The sequence below is a fragment of the Marinomonas profundimaris genome, from assembly GCF_000508165.1.
GTDB classification, from domain to species: domain Bacteria; phylum Pseudomonadota; class Gammaproteobacteria; order Pseudomonadales; family Marinomonadaceae; genus Marinomonas; species Marinomonas profundimaris.
Genome location: NZ_AYOZ01000008.1, coordinates 43,787 through 65,777, shown reverse-complemented (window position 1 = coordinate 65,777; position 21,991 = coordinate 43,787). Strand labels below are relative to the sequence as shown.

The window sequence follows — 21,991 nt, the reverse complement described above, 5'->3', positions numbered from 1 at the left end:
CATGAAAGTGACAAATATTCCATTTATGGCGATGCGTAAGATCGTAGCTGTTTTTTCGATTACGTTGATCCTGATTTCCCTTGGTTCTTTGGCAACAAAGGGTTTGCAGTTCGGTTTGGACTTTACGGGCGGAACCTTGGTTGAGGTGGCTTATGACGAAGCGCCAAACCTTGATGATGTTCGATCGTTGCTGCGCAGTAACGGTTATGATGATGTGGTTGTGCAGAACTTTGGTTCTACAACGGATGTTGTGGTTCGCATGGCGAACTCCTATACAGCTACGCTAGGTGATGAAGTGTTGTTGACACTTCAGAATCATGGATCAAATGAGGTGTCGCTTCAGCGCTCTGAATTTGTTGGTGCGCAGGTGGGTGAGGAGTTGCGTGAGCAGGGTGGCTTGGGGATGTTACTTGCCCTAGCGATTGTCATGATTTACGTTGCTGTTCGTTTTCAGTTTAAGTTCTCACTTGCCTCTGTTGCGGCGCTTGTGCATGACGTGATCATTACGTTGGGTTTCTTTTCTATCTTTGAGGTTGAATTTGACCTAACGGTGTTGGCGGCATTGCTGGCAGTTGTGGGTTACTCGCTGAATGATACGATCGTTGTATGTGACCGAATCCGGGAGAATTTCCGAATTATGCGAGACACAGAGCCCTACGATCTAGTGAATGAATCTATTAACCAAACATTGGGTCGTACCTTGATTACTTCTTTAACGACTTTGTTTGTATTGGTTGTTTTGTTTGTGGCGGGTGGCGAAGCCATACACAACTTCTCTATGGCGTTGTTGGTGGGTATTGTTATTGGTACTTATTCTTCCGTTTTCGTTGCGGCCAATCTATTGCTTGCGATGGACGTGAAGAGAGAGGACTTGGTTCCTGCTCCAAAAGCGGAATTAGAAGACGATTTGCCATAATGTGATAAATCGTATTTTTGAGTCATTAAAAAGCCTGCTTCGTGCAGGCTTTTTAATGTTTATTTATAAGGTGTCTATTTTTCGGTGATGTTGCCGAAATGCATACCCATCTTGGTCGGTGTTTCTGCTTCTAGAGCGTCTTCCCATTCCACGGCGCCTTTTCCAAATAGAACAATGGCGGTAGAGCCCAGTTTGAAGCGTCCCATTTCCTCGCCTTTTTTGATTTCAATGTTGTTCAGTTCGTTGTAATCCCAAGTCACGACATTTTTATTGAATGGTGTGACTTGTCCTGCCCATACGGTTTCTATACTAGCGACAATCATTGCGCCGACTAGGATTACGGCCATCGGGCCGGCTTCTGTTTCAAAAATACAAACAGTACGTTCATTGCGTGCAAAGACATTTGGGATCTGCTCGGCTGTGACTTTATTCACAGAGAACAATTTGCCAGGAATATGAATCATTTTTGTCAGTTTGCCAGTAAGTGGCATGTGAACACGATGGTAGTCCTTTGGCGAAAGGTAAACCGTAGCAAAAGAGCCGCCGAGGAACTGGTTGGACAGTGATGCATCACCACCTAATAAGCTGGTTAAGCTATAGGTGTGTCCTTTCGCTTGTAATAACGTGCCGTGTTCGATATCGCCAAGTTGGCTGATGGCGCCATCTGCTGGGCAGACAATGCTATTTTCTTTATCAGATATTGGACGCAGTTCTGGGCGAATAGAGCGAGTGAAAAATTCGTTAAAGTTGCGATAAGACAGTGGGTCGCTGTTAATGGCCTCGGACATGTCTACTTGGTATTTTTTAACGAATTGACTGATAAAAGTATTTTTTACCCAGGTGTTTTCGCATTCCGCTATTTTGCCAATAGTACGAGACAAGGTTTTTTGCGGAGTGATGTGTTGTGCAAATGCAAAAAGTTGATCTTTAGTCACGGTTTTTATCCTGATATAGGTGAATTTAAGTAGTACTGTGGCTAATTAAAGACACGATTTTTTTAAGGTTTTTGTAATCTGTTTCATTAAATTCTGTGCGTGTTTCTAGCCAAAAAATGGTCATTTCATTCTCTGATGTTTGTGTCGAAGCGAGGATGAGGTGGCTATTGGGGTCTATTATTTGATCTGATGTGTGCGGGAGATCTTTTAATATGTTGTCCAGCTTTTTGCCTGATAAATGGGTGGCGGATCGCGCACCGGAAAGTTTATTAAAGACGCTGGACGATGAGCTCCACTGAATGGCTTTGATTGTGTCTAAGTTATAGCCAGATTGGTACATTGGAGACACTTTGTTATTTGTGTGCTTAAAAATAATACTGTGTTGAGCGTTTGGGATGGCTTGCTTGATTGTTTTTAAAGCAAGGCTCGCTTTTTGTTTTGTGTCGATATTGTCTTTTTGATGAAGTGCTTTTTTGAGCGCTGAAATAGGGGATAAACTGTTTTTTGCTCTGTGTTCTAGAGCGGCTTTTTTTGTAAATAAATCAGGATCAAGAAGCTGGTTTGCAAGCGGTATTTTTCCGCCGTGATTGTATAGTGCGGCGGCTTCTGTGCTTGCTAAGTGTGCGGTGTGAATAACGTCCCCTAGGTGGCGATGCATTACGGTGGCAACAACACGGTAGAAGAAGGGTAGGTTTTTAGAATCCCATCTCATCAGGTTCGCTTCGTGAGCAACCTTGTTTGCGCAGTAGGAAAAAATGAGTGGGTTGTTGATTATGATGGTGAGTCTTTTGTCTTCAGTGAAGCCTGGCAGTTCGTCAGGGTGGTGTGCTAAGTGAGCTAAAGCCTGCAGTTCTTTGGCGTTGGGCATGTGTTTTGTTAAAAAAGACTCGATGATCTTTTGTGGTGTGCCCCAAAACGTGCATAGATGAACGGTCAGTTCATCTATCCGGCAACCCAGTGTGCTTAGCTCTGCTTGGCTGGCTTTTTCGCCTTGCTCTAGTTTTTGCTTAAGAGTGGACATGATTGGGTAAGCGTAAAACCATAAGAGCCATCTAGCCGCATCACGGAACAGTGTCGTCCAAAAAATGTCATCTTCATTATTGGTTAGTTTTTCAATGGCCCAGTGTCTTGCTATTGTGGCTGCTTCATAGCTGGTTTGTATTTCACTTAAAAAAGCCTTGAGGGGCGGTGATGGCTTTTTGGTGTGTGTGTCGTAAGCTGCAAACCGAGGAAGCAGCTTCTCAATGCCATTCATTCCAACCATGGCAGCGGCGTGAAAAGGCGTTTTTATCTCACTGTTCTTATTGGGAATAATTCGATTTGCTTCATTAAGAATGGCAAAAGCAAGCAATGGGTCTGATGCAATGTTGGCTTGCATGCCATCGAGCGTATCTTCGGTTCTTTTTATTTGGGTCTTAAGACGAGTTAAATTGACGGATTTAACCGGAAATTTTTTGTTTTTAAGAAAATGTAGCCATTCATTTAGGCTAGAAGGTGACTTGTCTATCATAGCTGGTTACATTAGTAGCCCGGTTGTTTGTGAGTATGTAAAGTGCTCTTATGTTTTTGATCTCATTAATCATACTGTATATTTAGGTGAGAGCATACTTTGTCAGTATTAAGGAAGAGAATATGTTTGCGTTAGCGGGCGTACTGGTTGTTATTGTTAGTGTTGTGTCTGGCTATTTGGCATCTCATGGCAATATGTTGGCATTATGGCAACCGTTTGAAATTATCATAATTTGTGGTGCCGCATTGGGTGCTTTTATGGTTGCCAATCCATTTATTGTGCAGAAAAAAGTATTCACCATGCTGCCTCAAGTGTTTTCTGGCAGTCGTCATAATAAGCAGTTCTATCTTCAGTTATTAGGGTTGATGTACTGCCTTTTTCAGAAAAGTCGACAAGACGGGTTTTTGTCTGTTGAAGAAGATATAGAGTCTCCTTTTACCAGTGATTTATTTAATCGTTTCCCTGATGTGGTACGGGATCATGAAGTGGTTGATTTTTTAACGGATAATTACCGTATTTTTACTCTGACGGGTCTGCCTGCTTATGAAATTGAGGCCATTATGGATAATGAAATTGAGCAAATTCAGGAAGAATTAGTTGCGCCGAGTCATGCATTGACTCGTGTGGCGGAAGGTTTGCCTGGTTTTGGTATTGTGGCTGCGGTGCTTGGTATTGTTATTACCATGGGCTCTATTGGTGGGCCTTTAGAAGAAATAGGGGCGCACGTTGCCGCGGCTTTGGTGGGGACGTTTCTAGGTATCTTTTTTGGTTATGGTTTTGTTGGTCCTGCCGCTTCCCATTTGGAAAGTTTAGGGGCGCATGAGCTAAAAGCGTATCTATGTATCAAGGCGTGTTTGAATTCGATTGTATCTGGTTATGCGCCACCCGTGGCGGTAGAAACCGGGCGTAAGTTGTTGCCGCCTGAGATGCGACCAAGTTTTATTGAGTTATCGAATGATCTTAAGCAATACCGCTAGTATGGGCTTATGCCAAGTTAAGGAGAATATTGCATGGCCTTAGGTTCTAATGGTCTGGTGATTCGACGAGTTAAAAAGATCAAGAAGGGGGGGCATCATGGTGGCGCTTGGAAAATAGCGCTGGCGGATTTTGCTTTGGCTATGATGGCGTTCTTTTTGGTCTTATGGTTGTTAAGTGTGGCATCGCCGGAAGAATTGGCCAGTATCGAAGGGTATTTTCATGACCCAATGGGGCCTTCAACAGCAGGTTTTAGTGCTAACCCTATTGATCTTGGGGGCAGCCCTGCGAAAAGTGCGGAAAAAAAATTAGATTTACAGTTGCCTGAGCCGGGCAGTACGGATGTTTCATCAAGAGATTTACGTGCTGGGAATGGTCCTGATTCTGCTGAGTCTAATAGCATCAATGACATGTTGCAGAAAGAAATGGGTAGAATGAATATTTTGCTTTCTAAGCAGCAAAATCTACGCATTGAAATAACGCCACTCGGTGTGCGAATCACTCTGTTGGATAATCCTGACAAGCCTATGTTTGAGCGAGGCAGTGCTCGAATGATGCCTGATATTGAAAATACGTTGTTGAGTATGTCGCCTATTTTTAACAAAGTAACTAATCCTATTGTGATTACTGGGCATACGGATTCGTCGAAATTCAGTGGGTCTGGTCGATTAGATAACTGGGATTTGTCTGCTTTACGAGCGAATGCGGCACGTCGTATATTGGAAGAGGGAGGGGTTGAAGATAAGCGAATTGCGCAGGTGATCGGTTTGTCAGACACGATTCCCTATAACCGTTTTGAGACTGACAGTGCGGAAAATAGACGTATTAGTATTACGCTTTTAACGGATGCAGCGTATAAAAAATTGCTGGATCAGAATCGCCGTAATTTCGGAAGTTCTGTCCAGCAGTCGGATTTGAAAATATCACCTGAAACGGTTTTTTAAAACGCTTGGTTTTCACGAATGGATTGTTTGATTCTTAAGAAGCTTTGGAAGCGGTGCTCTGTTATTTCACCTTTTTCAAGTGCTTCTAAGATGGCGCAGCCAGGTTCTTTTTCGTGGGCGCAATCACGAAATCGGCAATAGCCAATATGCGGTCTGAATTCAATAAATCCATTCAGCAGCTCTTCTTCAGAAATATGCCATAAACCAAATTCACGTATTCCTGGCGAGTCAATAAGATCTCCGCCTTTTGGCATGTGGAATAAGCGTGCCGTGGTGGTGGTGTGTACGCCTTTTTTTCTCTTTTGTGATAGTTCGCCCACAGTGATGTCTATATCAGGGAGTATGGTTCCTATCAGAGATGACTTTCCGACGCCAGATTGCCCAACAAAGACACTGGTTTTGTCTTGTAAGAATTCGTACAGCGACTCCATGCCTTCTTGGTTTGTAATTGATGTTCTGATGATTTTGTAATTCAAGTCTTCATAGGTTTTTAACAGATCATCTAGATCTGCTTTGTTACGGTCATCGATTAAGTCGCACTTGTTTAGCAGGATGACAGGAGGGATGCCTACTGTCTCTGCGGCGACCAAATAACGGTCGATTAAATTGGCGTGAGCAACCGGTTCAGCGGCAATCACAACAATAATATGATCTATATTGGCGGCGACGGGTTTGATTCTGCCGTGCATGTCTGGGCGAGATAGGGACGTGTGTCTCGGTGTTGTGGCTACGACCACGCCGCCTTCGTTTTGCTTTGGTCGCCAGACGACTTTATCACCCGTTACTAGCTGGCCTAAATTGGCGCGCAGATTGCAGCGTGTTGAGACACCAATGAATGGCTCTTGTTTGCCTTCGACTTCAACTTGGGTGCCGAAATGAGAAATAATGATGCCTTCTGTTTCCGGGCCAAGGTCCGATGACTGAAGAAGCTCTTCGGCAACATCGCCTCGTTTTTGAGTGCGTTCCACGCGTTCTTTTTGAATTCGTTCAATTCGCCAAGTTTGTTGTTTGGTAAGTTTTCGCTTCGACATTAGATTCGTCTGGTCATAAAGTAAGGCGCATAGAGTATAATGCTTAGCATTGATAATAAAGGACTTGGAAGGTTATGAGCTTAAATGAAGAGAATTTAGTGTGGATCGACCTAGAGATGACGGGCTTGGATCCTGAAACCGATACGATTATTGAAATTGCGACGGTTGTCACGGATAAGCATCTCAATGTGTTGGCAAAAGGGCCTAGTCTTGCCGTGCATCAAGAAAAATTTGTGATGGATGCAATGGATGAATGGTGCACTCAGCATCATGGTGATTCTGGTCTAACCGCAAGGGTGCTTTCTTCGGCGATTAGTATGGAGCAAGCGGAAAAAGAAACGATTGAGTTTTTGGCCAAATATGTGCCCGCTGGCGTATCGCCAATTTGTGGTAACAGTGTTGGTCAAGATCGTCGTTTTCTATATCGTTATATGCCAAACCTAGAGCGTTTTTTTCATTACCGTTATCTTGATGTGAGTACAGTAAAAGAATTGGCAAAGCGTTGGAAACCAGAAGCGCTGGAGGGGTTTCATAAATCGGGTTCGCATTTGGCCATGGACGATATTTTAGAGTCTATTGGAGAGTTGAAACATTATCGTACCACCATGTTTGGTTTGGATAATAAGGCTTAGTTGTTATTGCTACGACATTGCTTGTCGCTAATGAGCTTAAGTAGAAAAAGCTCATTATGTTAGCGAGGAGGCGCCGTCCCAAATAAGTTTGATGCCGGTTAAAAAAAGACAGCTGTACATGAATTTAAAAAAGAATGTGGTTGAAATTTTATAGTGCAACCAAGCACCAAGTTGCACGCCAAGAAATGCGATGGGAGTGAAACAGATCGATAATAGTATGTTAGATGTATTCAGTTGCCCTAACATGCCATATGGAATGAGTTTTACATAATTTATTGCGGTGAATATGACGGCAGCAGTCGCGACGTATTGCGTTTTATCTAAATTTGCTCTGAGTAAATAAACGCTCATCGGTGGGCCGCCAGCATGGGCAATGAAGCTCGTAAAGCCGCCGAGCGAGCACCATAATTTTCCAGTAAATGCGTTGAATGGCTTGAGAGGGCTGGTGCGACTTTTTCTTGGCCATGAGTTTAACGTGAAACCTACCGCAATGGTGCCAACCATTATTTTTAGCCAGTCAGCTGAAAACCATGACGCTGTTAATCCTCCGATAATAACGCCTATGATGGCAGCTGGAATGCATTGAATTAGTTGCTCTGTGTTCCATTTCCCCCAAAATTTTTGAACGGTAAATATGTCCATGATGCAAAGGATAGGAAGCATTATTGCTGCAGCGAGAATAGGGGTTGTCTGCAATGAAATTAGTGGTACCGCCATGATGCCAAATGCGCCTGAAAAGCCACCTTTAGAGATGCCAGTGATGAAAACGGCGACAGCAATAAGAGAAATAAGAAACCAGTCCATAGAGGCCTTTGTATACTGTGATTGTGGTTGATATGTTGGAGTATGCTGATTATGGGGCATTGGTGCTTGATTCAAAAGGCTTCTGTATTAGAATTGCATGAATTTTGTGTTTGCTCTGTCGTTGAGGAGAGGATGAATTGGTAATGAGAATTGAAAAAGAGGTTTTCGGTGAAGAGGCGATGGTCAATTTGGGTGAGGTTTTGTCATCAGCGTTGAAAATGGGCGGTGTCGTTCACTTGGACGGCGATCTCGGTATGGGGAAAACCACGCTAGTGAGAGGGGTTTTGCGAGGGTTGGGTTATCAAGGCCCAGTGAAGAGTCCAACTTACACAATAGTTGAGCCTTATGAATTGCCAAACTTGGATGCGTATCATTTCGACTTGTATCGAGTGGGTGATGCAGAGGAGTTGGAGTTCATGGGGATTCGGGATTACTTCACTGACGGCGCCTTGTGCTTGATTGAGTGGGCTGAAATGGGTCGTGGTGCTTTGCCTGCAGCGGATTTGGTTATCTCATTGGCTTTGATTCGGCAGGGTCGAAATGTCGTTTTAGAGGCGCAAACAGTAAAGGGTGAAGAGGCGTTAACTATTTTGCGAAAAGTCATAACTTCTTGATGTATAGAAGTCTTTACTATAAGTAAGATTGAGATCCATTTAATCAGCAGTTATAGTGTGTCAGATATACTAGCTAGCTGTCTGATATGCATACTAAATTCCGTACTTGTCTTTTTGTTTTTATTAATTTGATTTTTTTCGCTGTGGCTTTTAATGCTTTTGCTGCAGAGGTCCGAGATATTCGTGTTGCTCAACAGGAAGGAGTGACGCGTTTGGTATTTGAGTTGTCCGAAACATCTGAGCATCGAATTTTCCCTCTTTCAAACCCTGAACGCATCGTTTTGGATATTAGCGGTGTGGTGCTCGATACCGCCGTTGTGAACGGTTTATCGGCGCTGTCTTCTGATGTATTGATGCGTGTTCGATATGCGAAGCGAGACAAAGGTGTTCGTTTTGTGCTGGATTTGGCTCAGAAAGCGAGAGCGAAAAGTACGGTGTTGGCTGCCAACGGTACATACGGTCCTCGTATACTGGTTGAATTGGAATATGGGGTTCGTAAGCCGGCCACCATTGTTAAAAGTTTAGCAAACCTCTCAAAAGAAAAGCGTGACATTGTCATTGCGATAGATCCTGGGCATGGTGGTAAAGATCCGGGTGCTTTAGGGCAATATAAGGTCCGCGAAAAAGACGTTGTGCTCTCGATTGGTAAAGAGCTGGCTAATAGGATTAATGCCGTAGATGGCTTTAAAGCGGTCTTAACTCGCTCAACCGATACCTTTTTGCAACTTCGTGATCGTTCTCGGGTGGCGCGTGATGCAAATGCGGATTTGATGATTTCCATTCATGCGGATGCGTTTACGAAATCCAGTGCTCGGGGCGCTTCTGTCTGGGCGCTCTCACTAAGTGGTAAAAGTTCCGAAATGGGTCGTTGGTTGGCTCAGCAAGAAAACTCGGCGGATCTTGTGGGTGGGATCTCACTGGATGATAAAGATCAGTTGCTGGCGGAAGTGTTGCTGGATATGTCCATGAATTCTACTATTCAGATGAGTTTGAATATAGGGAAGAGCGTCTTAGGTGAGATGAGAGGTGTGGCTGTTTTACACAAAAATAGCGTTCAGCAAGCGGGTTTTGTTGTGCTGAAGTCGCCAGACATTCCCTCGATTCTGATCGAAACCGGGTTTGTCTCCAACAAGACGGAAGCAAAAAATCTGTCTAGCCGAACGTATAGGGTCAAATTGGCGGCGTCGATTTCCAAAGGGGTGATTGACTATTTTGTTAAGAATGCCCCCGATGGCACGCTGGTGTCCTGGAAGCAGGGGCGACATTCTGATTCTGTTTATGTCGTCGAAAAAGGCGATACCTTATCGGAAATCGCTCGCCGTAATCGAGTGTCGTTGTCGAATATACGAGAAGCAAACAAACTAAAAAATGATGTTATCTGGATTGGCCAGAAACTTGTCATTCCTGCCGGATAGAATTCCACTCACCCTCTAGCGGATTGTAGGGGGTATTTATTAAAGGTTGCTCATGCAAAGAATTAATCTTTTATCTCCACGTTTGGCTAACCAAATTGCGGCTGGTGAGGTGGTCGAGCGCCCTGCTTCCGTCGTAAAAGAGTTGCTAGAAAATAGCTTGGACGCGGGTGCGTCTCAATTGGATATTGATGTCGAGCAGGGTGGTGTAAGGCGCATAAAAATACGCGATAACGGCACGGGCATAATGAAAGACGATTTGTCTTTGGCTCTAAGCCGTCATGCCACCAGTAAAATTACGACACTGGATGATTTGGAGGCAGTTCGCACGCTAGGGTTTCGTGGCGAGGCATTGGCGAGTATTAGCTCGGTGTCTAGGATGCACTTAACGTCTATGGCGGAAGATGAGTCTGACGCTTGGCGAGTTGAAGCAGAAGGCAAAGATATGGCGACAGCCATTCGTCCAGCGTCTCACCCTCAAGGTACTACGATCGACGTCCGTGATTTATTCTTTAATACGCCAGCACGACGTAAGTTTCTGCGTACAGAAAAAACTGAATTTACGCATCTAGAAGAAGTGGTTAAGCGTCTTGCATTAAGTCGTTATGAAACGGGTTTTCGTTTAAGTCATAACGGAAAACAAGTTTATGACCTGCGGCCTGTTACCGATCAGTTGCATGCTGAGCATAGGCTAGCGACGCTGTTAGGTAAGAAGTTTATAGAAAATTCGTTGACACTGGATGTTGAGGCGGCTGGTTTACGGTTGTGGGGCTGGATTGGTTTACCGACATTTTCTCGATCTCAGGCAGACCTTCAGTACTTCTTCGTAAATGGGCGGGTGGTAAAAGATAAGTTGGTTGCTCATGCGGTTCGTCAAGCGTATCGAGACGTTTTGTATAATGGGCGTCATCCTACCTTCGTTTTATATCTTGAATTAGACCCTTCAACGGTCGATGTTAATGTCCATCCAACAAAGCATGAAGTGCGTTTTCGTGATGGTCGATTGGTGCACGATTTCTTATTTAGTCGAATACATAAAGCGATTGCGGATGTAAGGCCGGAATCGGATGCGGCACCAACAGGGATACAAGATACATCACAAAATGAGCCTGAGATTAAAGAACAGTCTGCTTTGCCTCTGTCTAACCGAGCGGCGGCTTCTGGTATGGACTGGATGCGATCAGCTTCAGCGAATACCGCCGAGGCGTCGGAGGTAAGAGGACAGCTTGATGGTCTGCGTCGCCTTTCTGATTATGCTCAAGGTTACGCTTCGCAAAATGAAACGGTAGACGCGGAAACGGGCGAAGTGCGAGAGGTATCGCCGCTTAATTCGCTTGGGCAAAGTGGTGTGGCATTGTCGAGGCCGGACGCTGATTATCAAGCTGTTCCGCCGCTTGGTTTTGCTGTTGCTCAGTTGCACGGTGTGTATATTTTGTCCGAGAGTGAGCAAGGGCTTATCTTAGTTGATATGCATGCCGCGCATGAGCGAATTGTGTATGAGCGAATGAAGGCGGCTTTTTATCAAAAAAATATTTCATCGCAGCCGTTATTGGTGCCCATTAATATTGCGGTTTCACAAAGTGAAGCGGACTTGGTTGAAGAAAATAGTGCCGTTTTTGAGGCGTTTGGTTTTCGTGTCGAAAGAACAGGATTGGAAAGTGCCATGGTTCGAGAGGTCCCCGTTATACTAATACGAGGGGATGTTGAAGGTCTTGTTCGAGATGTTATTAGTGATTTGTCGGCAAATGGTGTGTCGGACCTGCTGGAGTCTCGTGCGAATGAGTTAATGGCATCTATGGCGTGTCATGGTGCTGTGCGAGCAAATCGGAAGTTAACCATTGCTGAGATGAACGGTCTTCTTCGTGATATGGAGATAACAGAGCGTAGCGGGCAGTGTAATCATGGTAGGCCAACTTGGGCGTATTTGAGTATGTCTGACCTTGATAAACTCTTTTTGAGGGGGCGTTAATATGGTAAGAAAGCCGCATGTTGTTTGTTTAATGGGGCCAACGGCTTCGGGTAAAACTGGATTGGCTGTTGAGTTGGCGGAGCATCACGATTTTGAAATCATCAGTGTTGATTCCGCTTTGGTTTACAAGGGTATGGACATTGGTACGGCGAAGCCGGATGCGGCTTTGCTTGCAAGGGCGCCACATCGTTTGATTGATATTATTGATCCACTTGAATCTTATTCTGCGGCGGATTTTGTGATGGATGCGGTGGAGCAGGCGGAAGACATTATATCAAAAGGTAAGACGCCGCTTTTGGTTGGTGGAACCATGATGTATTTCAATGCGCTGCAAAAAGGCTTGGCGGAAATGCCAAAAGCGAACGCCGATGTTCGGGCGCAGATAGAAAATGAGGCGTTAGAGAAAGGTTGGGTTGCTCTGCATGAAGAATTGCAGAAAATAGACCCTGAAGCGGCGCTTCGCATCCACCCTAATGACCCTCAGCGTTTGCAGCGGGCACTAGAAGTATACCGGCTTACAGGTAAGTCGATGACGCAGTTTTGGGCGCAACAGGAAGCCGCTTCGTTACCATTTGATATGATTAATATGGCGGTGATGCCAAAAGAACGCAGTGTGTTGCATGAGCGAATAGAGCAGCGCTTTTATGACATGATGGATCAGGGTTTTCTTGCTGAGGTGGAGGGGTTTTATCGACGAGGTGATTTGTCTATCGATATGCCTTCTATGCGATGTGTTGGCTACCGTCAGCTATGGCAGTATTTAGAAGGTGACGATTTGCTAGATGATGCTATCTTTAAAGGAGTGGTTGCTTCTCGTCAATTGGCAAAAAGGCAGCTCACTTGGTTGAGGGGCTGGGAAGATTTGATGATTTTTGACAGTTTGTCAAAAGATCTTGCCTCCGAGGCCTTGAATTACATTGAAAGCAGGATTATATAGGGGAAATGGATAAAGATTTGGTGTAGTATCTACGGTATTGTTTTATCAATATTTAATTTAATATTTTACGCTTGCTTAAGGAGATTCCAATGTCAAAAGGGCAATCATTACAAGACCCTTATCTAAATGTACTTCGTAAAGAAAGAGTGCCTGTATCTATCTTTCTTGTAAATGGGATTAAGCTTCAAGGTCAAATCGAATCGTTCGATCAGTTTGTGATTTTGTTGAAAAATACCGTTAGCCAAATGGTTTATAAACACGCCATTTCTACGGTTGTTCCTTCCCGTACTATCCGCATCCCGTCTCCTGATCAGCCGGAAGATGTCGCTGAATAGTTTGTCTATAATACGGCAAACAGAGGAATATAAGATTGTTTTTTGAACGCCCAGATAGTGGTGATATAGCTGTATTGGTTCATATAGATTTTAATGATAAAAATGAATCTTATGGGCCTGAAGAGTTTGTAGAACTGGCTATTTCTGCCGGCGCAGATCCTGTAGCGGTTGTTACAGGGTCGCGTCAGCGTCCTGATGCTAGGTACTTTATTGGTACCGGTAAGTTAGCCGAAATTAAAGATATCGTAGATCGAGAAGAGGCGGAAGTCGTTCTTTTTGATCATGCATTATCTCCTTCCCAAGAGCGTAATCTAGAAAGTATTTTACAATGTCGAGTGCTTGATCGTACTGGCCTTATTTTGGATATTTTTGCGCAACGTGCACGTACCCATGAGGGTAAATTGCAGGTTGAGCTTGCTCAATTGCAACACATGTCAACTCGTCTTATTCGTGGTTGGACGCATTTGGAACGCCAAAAAGGCGGGATAGGTATGCGAGGGCCGGGTGAAACTCAGCTTGAAACCGACCGTCGTTTATTGAGAGAGCGAATTAAGGCGATTCAGAAAAGACTGGCTAAAGTAGGCTCTCAACGAGATCAGAATCGTCGTTCTCGTGATCGGTCTTCTGTTCCGACGGTTTCATTGGTTGGTTATACTAATGCGGGTAAATCAACCTTGTTTAATCGTGCTACCGGTGCGGAAGTCTATGCAGCGGATCAACTTTTTGCGACGCTGGATCCTACGTTAAGGCGTTTGGATATCGAGCAAATAGGCTCTATTGTTCTGGCTGATACTGTTGGTTTTATTAGGCAGCTGCCGCATCGATTGATTAAAGCCTTTCAAGCGACTCTAAGAGAATCGTCTGAGGCGGATTTATTGTTGCACGTTGTTGATGCTGCTGATGTTGATCGTGATGACAATATGGCTCATGTTGACTCAGTACTGGAAGAGATTGGTGCCAGTGAGGTACCGACTTTAAAAGTATTTAATAAAATCGATGCATTGCCAACAGCGGAGCCTCGAATTGATCGAGACGAAGACGGGAACCCTTTTCGAGTTTGGTTGTCTGCTCGTGATGGTCAAGGTATTGAATTACTTAAGCAAGCGATTGCTGAATTATTGGCAGTGGATGTTTTCAATGAAACGCTTTATTTGTCGAGTAAATATGGCCGTTTAAGGGCTATGTTATTTGAGCATGGAGCGGTGAGGTCTGAGCGCTTTGATGATGCAGGCCGATTTGTTCTTGATGTGAAGTTGCCTAAAAAAGACTATTTGCAGATTTTAGCTCGTGCTGGTATGTCTGAAGATCAGGTTGAAGCAGTGTAAGCTGTACAGGATTATCATTAAAATAAAGTGGAGATGTAGTATGGCCTGGAATGAACCGGGTAATAACGACAATGACCCATGGAATCCAGATAAAAACCGTAATAATGGTGCTGGGCGCCCAGATGGAGATCGTGAGAAAGAAGCCAACAATGACCCTTGGGGTCGTAAGCCAGGCGGGAATGATCAAAGCCCCCCTGACTTAGATGAGGCTTTCCGTAAGTTGATGGACATGTTGGGTGTGAGAAAATCCCGCAAGTCTGGCGGCTCTAATGGTGGTGATTCTGGTGTTTCTGGCAAATTTGGTGGTAGCTTGATTGTTATCATTTTGCTGGCATTGCTGGCTTTATGGGGTGCGACTGGTGTTTATCAGGTGGATCAGCAGGAGCGAGGTGTTGTGCTTCGTTTGGGTGAATATCACTCTACTGTGATGCCGGGTCTTCATTGGAATCCACCGATGATTGATACTGTCAGTAAGGTGAATGTGACTAAGGTTCGTTCTCATGATCATAAAGCGTTAATGCTGACAGTAGATGATGCCATTGTTGAAGTGGGTGTGTCTGTTCAATATTCTGTTCAGAATCCTAAGGATTTCTTGCTTAATGTACGTGATCCAGAAGAATCTCTTGCTCAGGTGACAGAAAGTGCGCTGCGTCATGTTGTGGGTAGTTCTGAAATGGACCAGATTTTAACGGAAGGTCGTGAGTTGTTAGCGACGGAAGTTAAGGCTCGTATTCAGGATTACAGTAATGCTTATGGTACAGGCTTGTTGATTTCGAAAGTAAACGTTGAGAATACTCAGGCGCCTAATCAGGTGCAGGAAGCATTTGATGATGTTATCAAGGCGAAAGAAGATGAGTTGCGTGTTCGTAACGAAGCTGAATCTTATGCGAATGGTATTATTCCTGAGGCTCGAGGCCGTGCACAACGAATTAGAGAGGAAGCTGAGGCTTATCGCTCTGAAATCGTAGCTCGTGCGAGTGGTCAGGCTGACCGTTTTGATCGTTTGTATCGTGAGTATACTAAGGCGCCAGACGTAACTCGTCGTCGTTTGTATATTGAAACGATGGAATCGGTTTATAAAGACGTGAACAAGGTTGTTGTTGACACTAAAGGTGGGAATAACATGATGTATTTGCCTTTGGATCAGTTGATGAAGCAGCGAGCCGCTGCGTCTAGTGGTGTGGGCTCGGTGAATTCAGGAAATATTGGAACGTTGACAGATCAGGTTCTTGATGAAATACGCAAGCGCCAAAGCGCGACGATTCGTAGAGAGGGCAGAAACTAATGAAAAGCTTATCTTTTTCGGTTTTATTTGTTGTTCTTCTCGGTGTGTTGATTGCTTCTCAGACTCTTTTTGTTGTCAATGAAAAAGAGCGTGCGGTGGTGCTTAAATTTGGTGAGATTGTTCAGGATGATGTTAAGCCTGGTCTTCACTTTAAGCTTCCGATCATGAATGAAGTTAAAGTATTTGATGCTCGCATTTTGACGATGGATTCCCGTCCTCAGCGCTATTTGACGCTAGAGAAAAAGGCGGTTGTTGTTGATTCTTATGTTAAGTGGAAAATCGACTCAGTTGCTAAGTTCTATCAAGCAACCTCTGGTGATGAAGTGGTTGCCAATCGCGTTTTGTCTTCTCGTGTTGATACGGGTCTTCGAAATAAGTTTGGTGAGCGGACTATGCACGAGGTTGTTTCTGGGGAGCGTGATCAGTTGATGACTGAGCTGCGTGATGACTTGAATAAAGTTACTCAGAATGAATTGGGTATTTCGATTGTGGATATCCGAGTTAAGCGAATTGATCTACCGCCAGATGTGAGTGAATCGGTTTATTCTCGTATGCGTACTGAGCGTGAGCGTGAAGCGCGCGAACATAGATCGAAAGGCTTGGAACTTGCTGAAGGTATTCGTGCCGATGCAGATCGTCAACAGGTTGTTTTGGAAGCTGAGGCACAACGCGATGCTGAAATGATTCGTGGTGATGGTGATGCTAACGCAGCGGCTATTTACTCTAAAGTGTATAAGCAGGATCCTGAGTTTTACGAGTTTTATCGTAGTCTTCAGGCATATCGTGAAAGCTTTAATGGTAGTAGTGATTTGTTTGTGCTTGAGCCAGACAGTGAATTCTTTAAGTATTTGAATAGCTCTGTTGGTGGTGCTGCTAAATAGGGTGGATATTCATCAATAATCGTATATGAAGCCTATTTGTTAAAATGGGAAACATGGTACTATTACACAAACCGGGCTAGCCCCGGTTTTTTAATGGTCAAAATAAAGAGAATCTATGCAGGAATTATTGCAGTCGCTGTTGGTTGGCGTCAGCCTTTTATTGATCGTCGAGGGTTTTTTGCCTTTTTTGGTTCCAAATGTTTGGAGGGAAATTATGGTGAAGGCAATCGCAAGCTCGGATTTGAATTTACGAATTCTTGGAGCGGTTAGTATGTTTCTTGGATTAATGCTTCTTTTGCTGACACGAAGCTAAGAGGGTAATTTAATGTCATTAGCAGATCGCTGGTTACTTCCTGAGGGCGTTGATGAAGCGTTGCCTGAGCAGGCCGCTAAAATCGAACATCTTAGAAGAACTCTGCTTAATCTCCATGAAAGTTGGGGATACCATCTAGTAATACCACCTCTTTTAGAGTACTTGGATTCCCTTCTTACAGGGGCCGGCTCAGACCTAGAAATTGAAACATTCAAAGTGATTGACCAGTTATCCGGTCGGCTTCTAGGGATTCGAGCTGATTTTACATCTCAAGTTGCACGTATTGATGCTCATTGTCTTAAAGATGAAGGTGTGCAGCGATTGAGTTATTGCGGTAGCGTTTTAAGAACAATGCCAGCAGGCTTGGATGGTACTCGTAGCCCTATTCAATTAGGTGCAGAAATTTATGGTCATGGCGGCGTAGAGAGTGATGTTGAAGTCTTGTCTTTGATGTTGCAGACATTGTCTACTGCTGGCTTGTCTAGTGTTGTCCTTGATCTTGGGCATGTTGATGTTGTTCGTGGTGTGCTTGCTGCGTGCGAGCTTGGTGCGGATCAAGAGGGTAAATTGGTTGAGCTGTATAAAGCGAAAGATTTACCTGAACTTGATCGATATGTTGAAGCGCTTGATTTGCAGGATGTTCAAAAGCTGTGGCTGGTGAGTTTGCCTCGTTTGTGTGGTGGTAAAGATGTGCTGCCTCGTGCGACCGCTTTACTTGGTGAGGTAAATGCATCTATTCGTGATGCCATTGTCTTGTTGCAGAAAGTAAGTGATGCTATTTGTCAGCGCTTTCCTAGTGTTGGGCTGCACTTTGATTTAAGTGATTTGGTTTCTTACAGCTACCACACGGGTGTTGTGTTTGCTGCTTATGTTCCAGGTCATGGTAATGCGATTGCTCGCGGCGGTCGTTATAACAATATTGGGCAGGTGTTTGGTCGTTCTCGACCTGCGACAGGTTTTAGTACGGATGTTAAGGCTTTGGTGGCGTTGACGGATGTCGTTGTTAATAAGCCAAAAACGGTATTGTCGCCAATTTGCTCTAGTGATGCGCTTTGGAAAAAAGCGAATGCTTTGAGGGCGGAAGGGTACCGAGTTGTTGAGGTCTTAGATGATCTTTATGCTGGGGATGCTGATTTCAAACTCGATTTTGTTGGTGAGAATTGGCAGTTGATGCCGGTTTAAAACGAGACTTTTCTTTAAGAACTATCTAAATGAGACCTGAAATTATGGGTAAAAATGTTGTTATTCTAGGCACTCAATGGGGTGATGAAGGTAAGGGTAAGGTTGTTGATCTACTTACTGAAGACGTTGCTGCTGTAGTGCGTTTTCAGGGTGGGCATAATGCAGGCCATACCTTGGTTATTGATGGTAAGAAGACGGTCTTGCATTTGATTCCTTCTGGTATTTTGCGTGAAGGTGTTCAGTGTATCATCGGTAATGGGGTGGTTTTATCCCCTGCCGCTTTAAAAACAGAAGTGCTTGAGCTTCTGGAGCAAGGTGTGCCAGCCGTTGAGCGTTTGAAAATCAGTGCCGCGTGTCCTTTGATTCTTCCTTATCACATTGCGATCGATCAGGCTCGTGAGCTTGCTAAAGGTGAGAAAAAAATCGGAACAACAGGTCGCGGTATTGGACCAGCTTATGAAGATAAAGTAGCTCGTCGCGCGATTCGTGTTGGTGACTTATTGGATTCAGAACGTTTTGCAGCAAAGTTGAAAGAAGTACTTGAGTATTACAACTTCGTGCTTACTCAATATCATAAAGTTGAGCCAATTTCCTTTGATGAAGTGTATTCTGCTGGTTTAGAGATGGCGGAATTTTTACGTCCAATGGTGGCAGATACCATTACTTTGTTGCATGACTTGCGTAAAGCAGGTGCGAACATAATGTTCGAAGGTGCTCAAGGCTCGTTGCTGGATGTTGATCACGGTACTTACCCATATGTTACATCCTCGAACACGACAGCTGGCGGCGCACCCGCAGGTACTGGTTTTGGCCCTCTGTACTTGGATTACGTTCTAGGTATTACTAAAGCTTACACGACGCGTGTTGGTTCTGGTCCTTTCCCAACAGAGTTGTTTGATGAAGATGGTGAGCGCTTAGGTGTTCGTGGTCATGAGTTTGGTGCGACAACTGGTCGTTCACGTCGTTGTGGGTGGTTTGATGCGGTGGCGTTGCGTCACGCGGTTCAAATCAACTCAGTGTCAGGCATTTGCTTGACGAAGCTTGATGTGTTGGATGGTTCGTCTGTCATTAAAGTTTGTGTGTCTTATGCGAATGAAGATGGTTCGCCGGTTGCTGGTTCTTTAGTGGACAGTGAAGGTTATGAGAAGGCTAAGCCGGTTTATGTTGAAATGCCTGGTTGGGCTGAATCTACTGTTGGTGCTCCAAACTTTGATGCTTTGCCGAAAAATGCGCAGGATTACATTCGTTTTCTAGAAGAGCAAGTCGGTGTTCCAGTTGATATTATTTCTACAGGTCCAGACCGTAACGAAACAATTGTTATTCGCGACCCATTTAAGCAATAGGTTTCGCGTTACAAATAAGTTTGAAAAGCCGCTTTTTGCGGCTTTTTTTGTTTTTCTAGGTAACTAAATTCACCATATCTGCATTCTTTGTAAATAGAGTGAAAAGAGGGGGCGGAGTTTGTCTGGCGCTAAGGTAATATTTACAATTGAATTTATGGCGGTGTGATTGCCAGCTAAACAATGGAATAAGAGAGGGAATATTTATGGTTAAGTTATTGCTTGCTGACGATGATGCTCGTTTATCGGATCTGATTAAGGAATATTTTGATGGCGAGGGTTATGAGGTTGCACATGCTTGGAATGGGCGTGAAGCGCTGGAACTTATGGCTGCAGATATGCCAGACATTATTATTCTTGATGTGATGATGCCTGAGCTGGATGGTTTTGAAACCCTAAAGCAGATTCGTAATAAAAGTGCGGTGCCTGTCATTATGTTGACGGCAAAAGGGGATGATATTGATCGCATACTTGGTCTAGAAATGGGAGCAGACGATTATTTATCCAAGCCTTTTAATCCGCGAGAGCTATTGGCTCGAATAAAAGCCATTTTGCGAAGAGCGAGCCAAGAGCGTGAAGACGATCCTACCGCTGATATAGAGCTGTCTGGTGTCTTGCTGCGCCGTAAAGATCGCACCGTCTATTTGGAGGGTGAGTTGGTTGAATTGACGACGTCAGAATATACCTTGTTAGAATGCATGTTGATGACGCCAGGTCAGGTGTTGACGAAGCAGGAACTTTCTGAAAAAGCGCTGGGTCGAAAGTTGACTATGTATGATCGTAGTCTGGATATGCATATTAGTAATTTGCGTAAAAAAATCGGTAATTTAGAAGGTGGTGATCCTCGTATCAAGACAGTGCGTGGTGTTGGTTATATTTTTGTCTCAAATGAGCAAGGTGCTTAGTTTTTTATGAAGAATACTTTTCTGCGGGTGTTTCTGGTTGTGCTGCTGTCCAATATCGTTGTGGTTAGCATCGGTTTGGGGATGGTTCAGTTTATTCAGAAGCGTAATCAGGTGTCGGCTGATGTGCTGGGTGATGTTGGCGTTCAGTTGGTGGCTGGGTATGAAAAGTTTGGTATTACTTCGTTGCAAGAAGAGACTAAGAAGGCAGAGAAAAGGCTGTCTGGCAGTATTTATTTATATCAGGAAAATGGTCGACCTCTTCTTAAGTCTTTGCCGCGTAATTTTCGTGAGCAAAACACGCCGAGCGAAACGGGGCGGCCGGCGGCGGATTTTTTACACAGTCAGTTTATCCAGGTCATAGGTGGTAATAATGTCCAGTATTTGCTGATTTTTAAACCTAACCCCGAAATTGATTCCTTGGCGCCAGGTGCTGTTGTTGGTTTTTCTTTGTTGGGTTTGCTGGTTTCTAGTGGTGTGTTGGCGTATTGGTTATTAGGGCCTTTGTTGAAGTTGCAGCGTGTTGCTCGATCCTTTGGTCAGGGTGATATGGCGGCAAGGGTTGAGAATAAGTTGGCTCGAAGAAGCGATGCTGTTGGTAAATTGGCGCGTGAATTTAACGAAATGGCGGTTAGGATCGAAACGCTTTTGTCTTCAAAAGAGCGTTTGATGCGAGATGTTTCGCATGAGCTTAGGACGCCGTTGGCAAGAATTGAAGTGGCGTTGACCATTGCTGAAGACAAATACGCAATCGAATCGCAAAAAGGTTATTTGTGCCGAATTCGTACGGAGCTTCATGAGCTTGACGAGTTGATTGGGCAGGTATTGACGTTAAGTCGGTTGGAGGCGGCATCCCTTATTAAGGAGGAAATGGATCTTCAGGAGTGGCTTGGTGATATTGTTGAAGATGTCAGTTTTGAAAGTCAGCTTAAGGGGATTTCTGTTGTTAAGACGGGGCGAGTGCCAAAGGTTCTTTTGGGTGATCCTCTTCAGTTACGGCATGCGATAGAAAATGTGTTGCGCAATGCGTGTTTCTACGCGGGTAATGGCGGTGTTATCGAGGTTGAAACTCAGGAGAGATCTGGTTTTGCCTTGATTTACGTAAGAGATAATGGGCCTGGTGTGTCAGATGATAAGCTGGAAAAAATATTTCATGCCTTCTATCGTTCCTCGGAAGCAAGGGAGGCAAATAGTGGTGGTTTTGGCGTTGGTCTTACGATTTCTCAGCGTATTATTCGTGCGCATAAAGGGCTGATTACGGCTCGAAATCGCGAAGAGGGTGGCTTAGAGGTGTGTTTTCAGTTGCCAATGGTTTAATGCTTTTATTTGTTATTTTTTCTGTACTCAAGAAAGCGCTTGTTATTGTCTCTTTAGATAAGTAATATGCGCCTCGCAAGTTGGCTAGGCAGTCGCCGCTCAATTTATTGGGGGGAGGAAAGTCCGGGCTTCGCAGGGTAAAGTGCCAGGTAACGCCTGGGGGGCGTGAGCCTACGGAAAGTGCAGCAGAAAATAAACCGCCTAAGCAGCTTGCTGCCGGTAAGGTTGAAATGGTGCGGTAAGAGCGCACCGCGCGACTGGTAACAGTTCGTGGCAAGGTAAACCCCACTTGAAGCAAGACCAAATCCGACCTCTTTGGCGTGACCCGAGCTGCGTACGGGTAGGTTGCTAAAGACGTGCAGGGATGTACGTATTAGATGACTGACTGTTCACGACAGAACCCGGCTTATCGGCCAACTTGCACACTATTTT

General features: G+C 44.5%; 21 protein-coding genes and 1 other RNA gene. 18 read left to right on the top strand and 4 right to left on the bottom strand.

Features of this window, described 5'->3' with window-relative positions:
• The first annotated feature begins 1 nt into the window (after position 1).
• Positions 2–916, top strand: a complete 915-nt coding sequence (gene secF, locus D104_RS25010) for a protein translocase subunit SecF (protein ID WP_024023388.1) — start codon at positions 2–4, stop codon at positions 914–916.
• A 74-nt stretch (positions 917–990) separates the two neighbouring features.
• On the opposite strand, the gene asd is transcribed toward secF, so the two are convergent.
• Together asd and D104_RS25000 are read right to left on the bottom strand one after the other, a co-directional pair.
• Entirely contained in the window at positions 991–1,851 is an 861-nt protein-coding gene (asd, locus tag D104_RS25005) for an archaetidylserine decarboxylase (RefSeq protein WP_024023387.1), read from the bottom strand.
• A 25-nt stretch (positions 1,852–1,876) separates the two neighbouring features.
• Complete coding sequence (locus tag D104_RS25000; RefSeq protein WP_024023386.1) at positions 1,877–3,361, bottom strand: HDOD domain-containing protein; 1,485 nt, start codon at positions 3,359–3,361, stop codon at positions 1,877–1,879.
• 122 nt (positions 3,362–3,483) lie between these two features.
• Between D104_RS25000 and motA the strand changes: the two genes are divergently transcribed.
• Positions 3,484–4,338 (top strand): flagellar motor stator protein MotA, encoded by an 855-nt coding sequence (gene motA / locus D104_RS24995; RefSeq protein ID WP_024023385.1) that lies wholly within the window; start codon positions 3,484–3,486, stop codon positions 4,336–4,338.
• 33 nt (positions 4,339–4,371) lie between these two features.
• A complete protein-coding gene (locus tag D104_RS24990) occupies positions 4,372–5,280 on the top strand; it encodes a flagellar motor protein MotB (RefSeq protein ID WP_024023384.1) in 909 nt (302 codons plus the stop codon).
• Here the strand turns inward: D104_RS24990 and rsgA are convergent.
• A complete protein-coding gene (gene rsgA / locus D104_RS24985) occupies positions 5,277–6,311 on the bottom strand; it encodes a small ribosomal subunit biogenesis GTPase RsgA (protein ID WP_024023383.1) in 1,035 nt (344 codons plus the stop codon). The two genes, D104_RS24990 and rsgA, sit on opposite strands and share 4 nt — an antisense overlap.
• Positions 6,312–6,385: 74 nt before the next feature.
• Between rsgA and orn the strand changes: the two genes are divergently transcribed.
• Complete coding sequence (orn, locus tag D104_RS24980) at positions 6,386–6,943, top strand: oligoribonuclease (RefSeq protein WP_024023382.1); 558 nt, start codon at positions 6,386–6,388, stop codon at positions 6,941–6,943.
• 54 nt (positions 6,944–6,997) lie between these two features.
• On the opposite strand, the gene D104_RS24975 is transcribed toward orn, so the two are convergent.
• Positions 6,998–7,747: a sulfite exporter TauE/SafE family protein gene (locus D104_RS24975; protein WP_024023381.1), complete on the bottom strand. Its 750-nt coding sequence runs from the start codon at positions 7,745–7,747 to the stop codon at positions 6,998–7,000.
• A gap of 143 nt (positions 7,748–7,890) precedes the next feature.
• On the opposite strand from D104_RS24975, the gene tsaE reads away from it, so the two are divergent.
• From tsaE to rnpB, 14 genes are all read left to right on the top strand, one after another.
• Entirely contained in the window at positions 7,891–8,361 is a 471-nt protein-coding gene (tsaE, locus tag D104_RS24970; protein ID WP_024023380.1) for a tRNA (adenosine(37)-N6)-threonylcarbamoyltransferase complex ATPase subunit type 1 TsaE, read from the top strand.
• A gap of 86 nt (positions 8,362–8,447) precedes the next feature.
• Positions 8,448–9,776 carry an N-acetylmuramoyl-L-alanine amidase gene (locus D104_RS24965; protein WP_024023379.1) on the top strand — a complete coding sequence of 443 codons (1,329 nt, stop codon included), beginning with the start codon at positions 8,448–8,450 and terminating at the stop codon, positions 9,774–9,776.
• Between the two features lie 52 nt (positions 9,777–9,828).
• The gene (gene mutL / locus D104_RS24960; protein ID WP_024023378.1) at positions 9,829–11,742 is read left to right on the top strand and encodes a DNA mismatch repair endonuclease MutL; all 1,914 of its coding nucleotides are present in this window, start codon (positions 9,829–9,831) and stop codon (positions 11,740–11,742) included.
• Between the two features lies 1 nt (position 11,743).
• On the top strand, positions 11,744–12,679 hold the full coding sequence (gene miaA, locus D104_RS24955; RefSeq protein WP_024023377.1) for a tRNA (adenosine(37)-N6)-dimethylallyltransferase MiaA: 936 nt from the start codon (positions 11,744–11,746) through the stop codon (positions 12,677–12,679).
• Between the two features lie 89 nt (positions 12,680–12,768).
• Positions 12,769–13,014 (top strand): RNA chaperone Hfq, encoded by a 246-nt coding sequence (hfq, locus tag D104_RS24950; RefSeq protein WP_031214619.1) that lies wholly within the window; start codon positions 12,769–12,771, stop codon positions 13,012–13,014.
• Between the two features lie 35 nt (positions 13,015–13,049).
• Positions 13,050–14,339, top strand: a complete 1,290-nt coding sequence (gene hflX, locus D104_RS24945; RefSeq protein WP_024023375.1) for a ribosome rescue GTPase HflX — start codon at positions 13,050–13,052, stop codon at positions 14,337–14,339.
• Positions 14,340–14,379: 40 nt separating this feature from the next.
• Positions 14,380–15,624, top strand: coding sequence for an FtsH protease activity modulator HflK (gene hflK, locus D104_RS24940; protein ID WP_024023374.1), 1,245 nt, complete (start codon positions 14,380–14,382; stop codon positions 15,622–15,624).
• Positions 15,624–16,505, top strand: a complete 882-nt coding sequence (hflC, locus tag D104_RS24935; protein ID WP_024023373.1) for a protease modulator HflC — start codon at positions 15,624–15,626, stop codon at positions 16,503–16,505. Before hflK ends, hflC begins: the two co-directional genes overlap by 1 nt.
• Before the next feature lie 115 nt (positions 16,506–16,620).
• Complete coding sequence (locus tag D104_RS24930) at positions 16,621–16,818, top strand: DUF2065 domain-containing protein (protein ID WP_024023372.1); 198 nt, start codon at positions 16,621–16,623, stop codon at positions 16,816–16,818.
• 12 nt (positions 16,819–16,830) lie between these two features.
• Positions 16,831–18,000 (top strand): ATP phosphoribosyltransferase regulatory subunit, encoded by a 1,170-nt coding sequence (locus tag D104_RS24925; RefSeq protein WP_024023371.1) that lies wholly within the window; start codon positions 16,831–16,833, stop codon positions 17,998–18,000.
• A gap of 44 nt (positions 18,001–18,044) precedes the next feature.
• Complete coding sequence (locus tag D104_RS24920) at positions 18,045–19,343, top strand: adenylosuccinate synthase (RefSeq protein ID WP_031214617.1); 1,299 nt, start codon at positions 18,045–18,047, stop codon at positions 19,341–19,343.
• A 203-nt stretch (positions 19,344–19,546) separates the two neighbouring features.
• Positions 19,547–20,245 (top strand): response regulator transcription factor, encoded by a 699-nt coding sequence (locus D104_RS24915; RefSeq protein ID WP_024023369.1) that lies wholly within the window; start codon positions 19,547–19,549, stop codon positions 20,243–20,245.
• A gap of 6 nt (positions 20,246–20,251) precedes the next feature.
• Positions 20,252–21,559 (top strand): HAMP domain-containing sensor histidine kinase, encoded by a 1,308-nt coding sequence (locus D104_RS24910; protein ID WP_024023368.1) that lies wholly within the window; start codon positions 20,252–20,254, stop codon positions 21,557–21,559.
• A 76-nt stretch (positions 21,560–21,635) separates the two neighbouring features.
• Positions 21,636–21,984: RNase P RNA component class A (gene rnpB, locus D104_RS36965), an RNA gene on the top strand.
• Positions 21,985–21,991 lie beyond the last annotated feature (7 nt).

Coding starts and splice junctions, on each gene's coding strand:
- D104_RS25000 (WP_024023386.1), bottom strand. CDS start 3,361: ATGATAGACAAGTCACCTTCTAGCCTAAATGAATGGCTACATTTTCTT.
- D104_RS24925 (WP_024023371.1), top strand. CDS start 16,831: ATGTCATTAGCAGATCGCTGGTTACTTCCTGAGGGCGTTGATGAAGCG.
- D104_RS24975 (WP_024023381.1), bottom strand. CDS start 7,747: ATGGACTGGTTTCTTATTTCTCTTATTGCTGTCGCCGTTTTCATCACT.
- miaA (WP_024023377.1), top strand. CDS start 11,744: ATGGTAAGAAAGCCGCATGTTGTTTGTTTAATGGGGCCAACGGCTTCG.
- rsgA (WP_024023383.1), bottom strand. CDS start 6,311: ATGTCGAAGCGAAAACTTACCAAACAACAAACTTGGCGAATTGAACGA.
- tsaE (WP_024023380.1), top strand. CDS start 7,891: ATGAGAATTGAAAAAGAGGTTTTCGGTGAAGAGGCGATGGTCAATTTG.
- mutL (WP_024023378.1), top strand. CDS start 9,829: ATGCAAAGAATTAATCTTTTATCTCCACGTTTGGCTAACCAAATTGCG.
- D104_RS24915 (WP_024023369.1), top strand. CDS start 19,547: ATGGTTAAGTTATTGCTTGCTGACGATGATGCTCGTTTATCGGATCTG.
- D104_RS24990 (WP_024023384.1), top strand. CDS start 4,372: ATGGCCTTAGGTTCTAATGGTCTGGTGATTCGACGAGTTAAAAAGATC.
- orn (WP_024023382.1), top strand. CDS start 6,386: ATGAGCTTAAATGAAGAGAATTTAGTGTGGATCGACCTAGAGATGACG.
- hfq (WP_031214619.1), top strand. CDS start 12,769: ATGTCAAAAGGGCAATCATTACAAGACCCTTATCTAAATGTACTTCGT.
- D104_RS24920 (WP_031214617.1), top strand. CDS start 18,045: ATGGGTAAAAATGTTGTTATTCTAGGCACTCAATGGGGTGATGAAGGT.
- secF (WP_024023388.1), top strand. CDS start 2: ATGAAAGTGACAAATATTCCATTTATGGCGATGCGTAAGATCGTAGCT.
- hflC (WP_024023373.1), top strand. CDS start 15,624: ATGAAAAGCTTATCTTTTTCGGTTTTATTTGTTGTTCTTCTCGGTGTG.
- motA (WP_024023385.1), top strand. CDS start 3,484: ATGTTTGCGTTAGCGGGCGTACTGGTTGTTATTGTTAGTGTTGTGTCT.
- D104_RS24930 (WP_024023372.1), top strand. CDS start 16,621: ATGCAGGAATTATTGCAGTCGCTGTTGGTTGGCGTCAGCCTTTTATTG.
- D104_RS24910 (WP_024023368.1), top strand. CDS start 20,252: ATGAAGAATACTTTTCTGCGGGTGTTTCTGGTTGTGCTGCTGTCCAAT.
- D104_RS24965 (WP_024023379.1), top strand. CDS start 8,448: ATGCATACTAAATTCCGTACTTGTCTTTTTGTTTTTATTAATTTGATT.
- hflK (WP_024023374.1), top strand. CDS start 14,380: ATGGCCTGGAATGAACCGGGTAATAACGACAATGACCCATGGAATCCA.